Raw genomic sequence first — 7,038 nt, 5'->3', positions numbered from 1 at the left:
ACAATTGCAACCGCTTCGATAATTTCAGTTACATCAGGATTGGAAATTGCAATCGCTTCATAATTGGCAATTGCAACCATTTCGGCAATTTCAGTTGCTTTGGAATTGGCAATTACAACTGTTTCGACAATTTTAGCGACTTGAGGATTAACGAACGAAGATGTTTCGAGATTTAACCGGACAGCTTTGTTGGTTATTGTTGGTTCGGCGCCAGAGATTCTTTGATGGTCGAGGCTGTCGAGTTTTGTGGGTAGTTTTTGCGGGGGTTCAGAGGTTAAACCTGTTTGTTCTGAACTGCAAGGTATTGTCGCATCATCGATCGCTTGAATTTTATCTGAATTAGTATTCAGATATTCAGCGGTTGGGGCGGAATATTTATCCTCAGTTAGAATTTTTAGTCTTTGTTGTGAATTTTTATTTGACTGACTGTCTTTGGTCTGGATTTGAGTAGCAGGTTTTGGTTCTACATTTTTTGGTTTTACATTTGTCTTGGCTAAATTTTCTCTTTCTTCAAAAAAACTTAAAAAAACAGCAGCAACATTTTCTGTGCTTTGCTGTCCTTTCTTATCCTCTGTAAAGAGTACGGCGCCATCAGGGTTTGAACCCTCTATTTGCTCAATTTTTGACTGTTGACGTTGATTTTTTGATGAGTTGCTCAGTTTTTGGAATTTTGAGTGGGTATGAGTGAAGGGGCGAACGTCGCCCAGGTGCTGCACTGCTATGCGAAAAATGCCGCGTCCGTAGTTTTTCAGGATTTTGACCAAACCGAGTTTTTCGAGCTGTCTGAGGGCTGTCCGCCTGGTGTTGGGGCTGTAGGGCTTGCCATTGCGGACTCTTGTGGCTCGTTTTTCGCCCAAGGGGATGTCATAGATGTCGATTTCCTCTGGTTTGCCGCCGATGCAGGTTCTGTACAGGTAGAGGGCGAGTTTGATGGCGCTGGGGGTAGCGCCTTCGAGTACGTCGGCCAGGGCTTCGTAAATTGAGGCATATCTGGTGAGTGGTGGTTTGTGCCAGGTAGTTGTATCTGCAACCATTTTTTGTTCGCGGTAAAAATGAGCGTGTCACTTTTAGCGGCTGTGGTAGCTACTAGAAGCGTGCGAGAGGGGTTGTTATGGATTTGGTCGGATTTGGTCGCGGGGTATCCGCTCGTGCTTGCAGCAGGAAGGCGAGATGCGCTCCATCGCGCTGCATTGGCGATCGATCGTCGAGCCCGTGCGATTATTTTTTCCATCCTGCCAGGTCGATCGTCGCGGGATGTGGTGGCGGATCAGTCTTGTCAGACTTATAAGAGTTGTAATCAAAAGCTGAAACTTATATATAGCAAGAGTTTCAAAAAATCATAATCCTGGGATGTGGATAAGATTATCCTGGGATGTGGATAAAATTGTCCTGGGATGTGGATGTTTTTGTAATCAAGCTTAAACCCATATACTGTAAGGGTTCAAGCTCGATTTTTTAAGTTTTTTTTATGATTACACGGCTGCTGTCAGCTTGATTACGGCAACTAGCCCTTTAGGCTCGCTGGATCTCGCTAATTCTGAAAATAGGAGTATTTGAATGCGTTCACCTGCATAGCTATCCGCGAGATACCGGACAAAACTGGACAACCAGCTCAAACCAGTAAAGATACAGCCCGGTAAAGTCTGGACTGAGGTTGCGTTAAGAAAGTCATGGCACCCGCAAGATACGCAGCCAGCCCCAGGCTCTGTCGCTGCGATCGCTCAAATTGAATAACAACTTGAATAACCAATCTTTTATTGATCGGGCGTAAAAAATTTTTGCTTGCTGTTGATTAGTAAGGCTTTTGCTGGGTAACATCAAAATTCTCTAACGTGCCTAAAATCGACACAGCGCAAGGTCAAAGTTTTTTATCTGCTTGAAGTCACGATCGTAGGATAAAAAACACTAACCCAATCTATGAGCAGCTTTGGGTAATACAATTTCTCTAAAATGCTGCTACAATGCGGGTCGAGTACCCAATACAATTAGATTCGAGCGGTACAAACTACTGTTGCATTATTTTGGAGAAATGGTATAAGTTTTCCGAAGCAGCGACCAGTGAGGCGACGAGTCAGTTTGGTACGAGTACCGCGCCCCAAAACTGAATTCAACAGCCGACAAGTTTCAAACCCCCATCGATCTAAAATCTCCAATCTCAAATGCGATCGACTTCACTCAGCGATATCCAATAGAGCGAGCAATTTAGTCTCTATTTCCGGGCTGACAGTCCGCTGACCACGCTCTATCTGAGCAATCAGCGACTGTGAAACCCCCAACCAACCAGCTAATTTTCTCTGAGTCCACCCCTTACCTTCACGGGCTTTTCGCACGGAAGCACCTGCTATCGAGAGTGGTTTTGCCGAAGCGCGCTTTAATTGTTTGGGTTGGGTCTTCTTTGAGATTAAAAGTGGGATGGGTTCTGGCTGAAGGATGGTAATTTTGGCCGCCAGCCAGCATTCCAGGTAGCCTTTTGGGTTTCTTTCTTTGTTCTCAGGCTGAAGTTTATCTGGATAAGTTTCCGGGTCAAATTCTATTTGCCACTCCAGATTCATTAATAGTTTTAAGGCACTATCCCAGCTCTGCTTTAATTTGTAGGCTTTGCGATTATCGCTGCGAGCTGAGTCAATTTGTGGAGATGGTAAAATCGCTTTTAGTAGCGTTAAAACTCGGTATTCACCACTGGCGTGAAATCGGCTTTCTATGGTGACATGAATTGCTAGTCTTAAGGCAAATTCGTTATGGTACGGATCGATTCTCAGCACTTGCTGGGAAAGATAGCCAAACTGATATAACGCTTCTCTCGACTTGGCTCCAGCTCGGTTCAAAAAATCCTGAGTCCACAATCCGGGTTGGACTGTGATGTAGATTTCATGGGGGTTGTCTATCTTACCTTCAAAATTTAACTGACCTTGGGGTTTGATGTAGACATTCCACATTCTCCCTACAGGAGCACTAGCTATAATTTGCCCTTTCTTGTTCATTCCCTCAATCCAAACAGCTTTGACCAACAAACAATCAAGGGCAAATGCTGTATTAGCAATCTCTAGCAGTTTTTCTATTTTAGTTTTTTTGTGATTTTTATCCCATCCCATTTCCTTAACAATATCGCTGGCTTTTAGTGTAAAGCTGCTGTGCCAAGGAGTCTCTTGTTTCATGGTGTGAGCTGCAAAAATAATGTGCAATTTTGCGCTGGTAAACCCAAACTTATCAATGATTTGCTGGGCTTCGTTCCAAGGCAGCAGGGTAATGTCACCTGGGCTGGAAATGTAATGCTCGATATAATTGTTTGAGTTACCCTTTGCTTCATGTTGAAAAACAGCAATACTGCTGGCAGCTTCATACCACAAATCAGGTCGGATCTGCGCGCGGAGACTGGAAGCCATCAGAGCTGCTGTTGGAACAGCTTCTACAGATTTATTCTTGAATAATGGGGGTTCGGTTACTGGAATTGGAAGGGGTGCAAGTTCTAAGATTTTTGCCAACTGAGCTGCGGATAGATTTTGTATATTTATTTGTTGTAGTAATTCATCGGCAGCATGATATCCACACGCACTAATTATCTGAGATTCTGTCCGGGATTCGGATTTGGGTAAGGATGCGTCAGGGTGAAAAGCGATCGTTCCAGGCAGAATATCCGATAGGTTTTCTCCTCGCTCGCAGATATCTAATTGATTCAGTATCCACTCTGCATTCTTTTCCAGAAAATCAGATATAAAGTATTTCTCGAATGTTTTTTCAATAGTTCCTAATAATTGTGGGGTGATTTTTAAATCGCGATACGGTAAGTGTTTTATTCCACTGTTTTGAGATATAATTGTTTTCAAAACATGATGCAATCGGGTAGCAATATTCACTAATATTGAAGATAGGAGTTTACCTTCTCTACCTAGTTTGAGAGCGTATTGTTGGATGCGATCGCGGTCTCTCATAAGGACAATGTGTTTTCAGGTTGCCACATATATCGAATCAAGCAAGATTTAACCCGCCGACTATTAATGGTAAACTCCTCAAGGCGATCGGTGCTTGCTACAACCAACAAAAAGCTGTTTTGCGATCGAAATTACCGTCAGACGGAACAACTTATCAAAAAATTCAAAAACTGACTCACAAGCTTGCATTGCCTCATGGATAACTACCTCCACAATGCAATTCGTTTATTATAGATTGTCTGGCAGCTAATCAGATCGAAGGCGATCGATAAAAACGATGGGTAGAAACAGTCGATCGATTTCAGCAGACAGCCCCATCGAAACTTTGTTGTTATACCAAATTCATAAAATATCGCTAAATATCTACCCCCTCAACTCCCCCGTTCGAGGGGAGGAGTTAGAACTGCCTCTGTAGCAGAAATTTATGAAATTGGTATTATTCCCCACCATTTTGTTTCAAAACCGCCTCAATTTCCGCCAGCTTTTGGCGCAAAACCTCCTGCAACTCCACCAGTTGGTCAACCTCAGCTTGCTCCAACACTTGGGGTGACAGCTTTTTCAAATTAAGAGCTGCCAACTTTACCTGCTTGAATTGGCGGGCTGCCCCTGGAAAATCATCCAGATTAGAATTGATAATTTCTTGCACCAATTTACGAGTTTGAGTCACCGACAATTTCTCGGCAATAACTCGATTAGTTGCTTGAACTCTAATCGGCTGCGCTTCTTCCTCTGGCAAGACTAAATTTTTCGCAGAGAGTTTAGAAAGAGCCGTTGCATGAACCCCTTTAAGTCCTAATTGCCTGATAGCAGTCTTAAGGTCATCAGCCAAAGACAGCATTGAGAAAATGTTGGCATCTATAGAAGCTGGATTGAGCTGCAAATCCAATAGCGTCCCCAAGACGGGCAACTCTTGTTCATCCAAACCCAAAGCGGCTAAACCCTGTTCCTGCTCGTCAGGTGCCGCCGTCACCAACTCGGAAACTGAGTTCATCCGTTTTTGTGCGTTCAAGCGTCGCACGACTGTCGAGAGAATGCGGGGGATAGTTGCAGCTTCCAAACCCGTATTTTCAGACAACTCCCGCACAATAGCTTCTGCTTTGTCGAGGGGATTGAGGTCTTCCCGATGTAGGGAAGTCAGCAGTGCTTTGCGGTGCAAAGCCGCGGGTTCTGGAACGATCACAGCTTGTAAAGTTTCCCAGCCCAGATTTTTAGCGCTGCGCCAGCGCCGCTCTCCATCGAATATCACCAAATCCCCCCGTTGAATCAAGATAATGGGTTGCAGTTGTCCGTCACTAGCGAGGGAGCGGGACATGGACTCGATACTTTCGGGCAAAAAAGTCTGTCTGGGTTGCTCTGGGTTGGGCATAATTCGATCGAGCGAAATGGAGAGGATACCACTTGCGGACTCTAGTTGTTCTCGCAAGGAGGCCAGCGGATTTTCCAATTCGGTCGATCCCGATTTTCGCAGTTCTTCAATCTCTGCTTTGAGTTGCTGAATCTCTGTTTCAGCTTCAGAGAGGTGCATTGACTGCTTGGCAGATGAAAAATAATTTCCTAGGTCTGGAGCTTTACGGGTAGCCATAGCGATTTGAGAATGAAGTATGGAAATAGCATTCAGGGAAACGAAGAACTTGTTTTTATGCGAAACCAAGTTGCGAAATAAGCAGACTGCTGGGATAGGCCGCAGCAAGAGAAACGAAGAACTTGTTTTTATGCGAAACCAAGTTGCAAAATAAGTAAATTGCTGGGATAGGCCGCAGTAAGAGAAACGAAGAACTCGTTTTTATGGGCAAGCAAGTTGCGATCGCGAATTAAACACTATTTCTTTTTTTTCCTTTTTTTGGCAACAGCCGGTTCGACCCCATTTCCCATTAAAGTAGCTAACTGTTTAACAATCTCTTTGAAGTCGCCTAAAGCTGGGTGAAGCGGGCGATAAAGGTGTAATGGCAACCCTTGACCGCTTGCATTGACAAATTCTGCACTGTCCCGAATAGGTGGAAAAACGCGGATATTCATCTGCTCTAGCTGGGCTGGCAAGGACTCTAAAAGTTGTCGGTGGACGGCTCGTTTCGTATCGTATTGGTTGGGTACAAACCCTAAGATGTCTGGTTGCGGCTTGAGGCGTAATTGTTTGCAATGGTGGTAGTACCACTCCAGCAGGTGAGCTGCTCCTTGAATTGATTTTGGTTCGAGCTGTACGGGCACTATTATATGAGTGCAAGCAGTTAGTGCCATCAAGGGCAAGGGGCCGAGGGTAGCGGGGCAGTCGAAGATAATTAGGTCGTGATCCAAGGGATAGTCGCTCAGGCAATCGCCTAGAAGATAAGCGCCACGTTTGTGCAGAACTAACTCGTCTGCTGTTTGCGTCAGCGTCATTCCGCCTTGACAAACGGTTACATTATTGGTGTGGGGACTCCAGGTAGGAGTAAGAGGCCAAGAGCCATTGAAGCTTTCTCGCATTATGGCGGACAGTGTGTGTTCTGGCTCTGGCGGATTTAGACCGCAAAAAAGGGTCAGGGAGCCTTGGGGATCGAGATCCATAATGGCTACTTTCAGACCCCTTAACCCCAGTTCGTAGGCGAGGTGAACTGAAAGTGTGGTTTTGCCAGTGCCACCAGCATTACTGATGACTGCTAGTCGAATTTGCATGGTTTTGAATTAAGTAGTTGATTTAAGTATCATATATCGAGAGTCGGCATCAGATATCGATATATGAGAGCAGCGCGGTAAACCACCGTTGACCCCCGTTGAAACAGCAAGTTAATATTTAGTCGGTCGAGCACAATTGAGTAAGTTTAGTACAAGAGAAGACAGTTGAAAAGGATGTTCGTTCGATCGCTCGATTGAAACCGAACTTCATATATCAATATCTGAGCTACGTTAGAACTGCCGAGTTAACTTGAAAAACCATCTTAGGATTATGCTTGTACAATCTACCGAAATGCACTCAAACTTCATATATCAATATCTGAGCTAAGCGATCGCGCTCCAACTTTCTCTTAAGAGGACTAACTAAATCAAACATTACGAAAATAGTTTCAAGACGTTAGAGATAAATTTGCCAAAGTTAGAACGATGGAGTGAAAGGTGGAACTATGTCTTATAGCGA

Annotated in this window: 5 protein-coding genes and 1 pseudogene; 2 read left to right on the top strand and 4 right to left on the bottom strand. The window is 44.4% G+C overall.

Annotation, left to right across the window (positions count from 1 at the left end; all coding sequences use genetic code 11):
- Positions 1-1,034: pseudogene (locus QUB13_RS08465) on the bottom strand (hypothetical protein); the annotation flags it as partial.
- Between the two features lie 24 nt (positions 1,035-1,058).
- Here QUB13_RS08465 and QUB13_RS08460 point away from each other — a divergent pair.
- Complete coding sequence (locus QUB13_RS08460; protein WP_333152402.1) at positions 1,059-1,343, top strand: hypothetical protein; 285 nt, start codon at positions 1,059-1,061, stop codon at positions 1,341-1,343.
- An 828-nt stretch (positions 1,344-2,171) separates the two neighbouring features.
- Here QUB13_RS08460 and QUB13_RS08455 read toward each other — a convergent pair.
- On the bottom strand, positions 2,172-3,929 hold the full coding sequence (locus QUB13_RS08455; RefSeq protein WP_333380049.1) for a helix-turn-helix domain-containing protein: 1,758 nt from the start codon (positions 3,927-3,929) through the stop codon (positions 2,172-2,174).
- Positions 3,930-3,949: 20 nt separating this feature from the next.
- Here QUB13_RS08455 and QUB13_RS08450 point away from each other — a divergent pair, with 20 nt between their 5' ends.
- Positions 3,950-4,132 (top strand): hypothetical protein, encoded by a 183-nt coding sequence (locus QUB13_RS08450; RefSeq protein WP_333380048.1) that lies wholly within the window; start codon positions 3,950-3,952, stop codon positions 4,130-4,132.
- Positions 4,133-4,365: 233 nt separating this feature from the next.
- On the opposite strand, the gene QUB13_RS08445 is transcribed toward QUB13_RS08450, so the two are convergent.
- The gene (locus QUB13_RS08445; protein ID WP_333380047.1) at positions 4,366-5,511 is read right to left on the bottom strand and encodes a ParB/RepB/Spo0J family partition protein; all 1,146 of its coding nucleotides are present in this window, start codon (positions 5,509-5,511) and stop codon (positions 4,366-4,368) included.
- A 236-nt stretch (positions 5,512-5,747) separates the two neighbouring features.
- Entirely contained in the window at positions 5,748-6,578 is an 831-nt protein-coding gene (locus QUB13_RS08440) for a ParA family protein (protein ID WP_333380046.1), read from the bottom strand.
- Positions 6,579-7,038: the final 460 nt, after the last annotated feature.

This window comes from Microcoleus sp. B4-D4 (assembly GCF_036705185.1).
Classification (GTDB): domain Bacteria; phylum Cyanobacteriota; class Cyanobacteriia; order Cyanobacteriales; family Microcoleaceae; genus Microcoleus.
Note: the sequence above shows the minus strand (reverse complement) of the source record. Positions and strands in the feature narration are given on the sequence as shown.

Excerpts from the sequence above, each read along its gene's own strand:
- QUB13_RS08455 (WP_333380049.1), bottom strand. The coding sequence starts at position 3,929 with ATGAGAGACCGCGATCGCATCCAACAATACGCTCTCAAACTAGGTAGA.
- QUB13_RS08440 (WP_333380046.1), bottom strand. The coding sequence starts at position 6,578 with ATGCAAATTCGACTAGCAGTCATCAGTAATGCTGGTGGCACTGGCAAA.
- QUB13_RS08445 (WP_333380047.1), bottom strand. The coding sequence starts at position 5,511 with ATGGCTACCCGTAAAGCTCCAGACCTAGGAAATTATTTTTCATCTGCC.